The sequence below is a fragment of the Acinetobacter lwoffii genome (assembly GCF_052078135.1).
GTDB lineage: Bacteria > Pseudomonadota > Gammaproteobacteria > Pseudomonadales > Moraxellaceae > Acinetobacter > Acinetobacter lwoffii_Z.
The window spans coordinates 1-2,406 of record NZ_JBQGUZ010000056.1 but is presented as its reverse complement, the minus strand read 5'-3'; the positions used below and the strand labels follow the sequence as shown (position 1 = coordinate 2,406).

Annotated in this window: 1 protein-coding gene and 1 pseudogene; one reads left to right on the top strand and one right to left on the bottom strand. The window is 35.2% G+C overall.

Annotated elements, in window-relative coordinates:
• Positions 1 to 109: 109 nt before the first annotated feature.
• Positions 110 to 319 (top strand): annotated as a pseudogene (locus ACTL4S_RS16330) (recombinase family protein); the annotation flags it as partial.
• 270 nt (positions 320 to 589) lie between these two features.
• Here ACTL4S_RS16330 and ACTL4S_RS16325 read toward each other — a convergent pair.
• Positions 590 to 1,567 carry a TerC family protein gene (locus tag ACTL4S_RS16325; protein ID WP_004761028.1) on the bottom strand — a complete coding sequence of 326 codons (978 nt, stop codon included), beginning with the start codon at positions 1,565 to 1,567 and terminating at the stop codon, positions 590 to 592.
• Positions 1,568 to 2,406 lie beyond the last annotated feature (839 nt).

The window sequence follows — 2,406 nt, the reverse complement described above, 5'->3', positions numbered from 1 at the left end:
TTATTATGGTCAGCCTCAGGGTGAAGTGTGTCTAATCAACAGGGTTTTCGGTCTCTAAGTACTTTTTAAAGGGAACATCATCGACTCAAATCTCTATTTGCAACAGTGCCAGATCATTTTAGAGCGGCAAAAGGAAGGAATAAAACTCGCCTCTGCTCAGGGGAAGTACAAAGGTCGGGTGCATAAACTAAAGCCTGACCAAGCTGAAGCTTTACGACAAGCATGGAGGGAAGGGAAGTATCCATCAAAAATGGCATTAGGAAAAGCTTTTGGGATTAGTCGTCAGGCGGTATACCGATATTTACAAGTTAGTGAATAGCTTATTGGGATTGGCAACTAAATTTAGTTTAACTTATAAAAATCATGAAACATTGTTCGAATTTTAAGCGTGGAACATAAATAATCAATAAAAAGCCGCTCTGGTACCCTATGCCCCACAACGGCTTGATCTAATATACTGAAATTTAATGATAAATATCAAGTATTTCGTATAAGGTGTATTATGTTAATTTTAGGAAAACTTATAATCAGAATAATTAACAGCCACTGTTTTATTGGTAGCTATTAATTATTTAAAGGATTGTAATTTTTACCTATGAGTACTTTGATCTTTTGTTTTCCAAAGAGAGTATAGAATTCCTGTAAACAAGATGATGAACGTGATCGAAAGGGAGACTGGCGGTGGAATTTTTGCTATACCTAATCCATCAGCTATAAAAATTTTTGATCCAATAAAGACTAACAATACTGCTAATGCGTACTTCAAATAATGGAAGCGGTCGACCATTGCTGATAGGGCAAAATATAAAGCACGTAATCCCAAAATTGCGAAAATATTTGAAGTATAAACAATAAATGGATCTGTCGTAATCGCAAAAATCGCAGGAACACTATCTATTGCAAAGATCAGATCTACAAATTCAATCATGATCAAGGCTAGAAAAAGTGGTGTCATAAACCAGGTTAATTGGTTAGTTTTTGGATCAATCTTTTTCACCCAGAACTTCTCTGCATGAAGCTGCTCAGTGACACGAAATCTTTTTTTAATAAAGTTCAAAATAGGAGAATTTCCGACTTCATATTCTTTATCAACACTTAGCCACATTTTTATCCCTGTAAAAATAAGAAAGGCTGCAAATATATAAAGAACCCATGAAAATTGGCTAACCAGTGTTGCGCCCACGCCAATCATGATAGCTCTTAGAAAAATTACACCTATAATTCCCCAAAATAAGACTCTATGCTGATAAATTCTTGGTATCGAGAAATATGAAAAAATCATTGCAATGACAAAGATATTATCCATCGCTAATGATTTTTCAATTACAAAACCGGTTACATAGTTAATCCCTGCCGTGGGTCCGAGATACCACCACACCCATGCGCCGAAAAGTAAACCTAATGTAATATAAAATGCTGATAGTGCTAAGCTTTCTTTAACACCAATCTCTCTTACCTTACGATGAAATACTCCAAGATCTAGAATAAGCAGGACAAGTACAATAAGGATAAAGAAAATCCACATCCAAACAGGTTTATCTAAAAAATTCGAAAATAGAACGTCCATAGTTTTCCTCTGCATATACTTGTGCTTATATGAGAAGATATGCTCATTATCAATAATACTTGTCAATATTTATTTACATATAAAGATATATTCAGAATTCATAAATCCCCCATTTAACATAATGGGCGTTATACGAAGTACACTTGTATATTAATCTAAATATCAACCACTTAATAAAAATAGAAAAATCCAAAAATGCCCAAAAAGCCGATTTTGAAACAAGTCGGCTTTTTTATGAGCGGTTTTGATATGTTTTGCCAATAAATTTGACTAAAAAATAGTCAGTTTTGAGATTTTTCAAATTTTATCAATGCCTCAATGTCCAAAATTATCCACATTTTTTGTGGATAAAATTTAGGCTATTTTGTAAGCCCTGGCTCATACCAATCTCGGCCCTTTGCTGCTATCCGCAATACTGGAAATTTCCTATCATGAAGACATAGAGAGCAGGATGCTCCAGATAAAAAGAATAAGATGAACAACAAGGAACGTGAGATCAGACAGGAGTCAGATCTAAGCGCCAAATATGGAAAAGCCCGACAGGATGTCGGGCTTTTTTATTGCCTATCCTTTCTCATTTGCAAAACAAACATAATGCCCCTAAAATATAGACTATAATCTATATTTTGGTTGTGGTATGTGGACAGTCATTACGACAGATCTATTTAATCAGTGGCTTGAACAGCAAGATGAACCTACACAAGAGAAGGTCCTAGCTGCCCTGGTTGTTCGGCACTGTTGCAAATAGGCTGACATGATAAGCTAAATATCTTATTTATTTCGAGATACAGCAGATGAATCCCTTCCACGGTCGGCACTTTCAAGGTGAAATCATTCTT

Coding starts and splice junctions, on each gene's coding strand:
- ACTL4S_RS16325 (WP_004761028.1), bottom strand. CDS start 1,567: ATGGACGTTCTATTTTCGAATTTTTTAGATAAACCTGTTTGGATGTGG.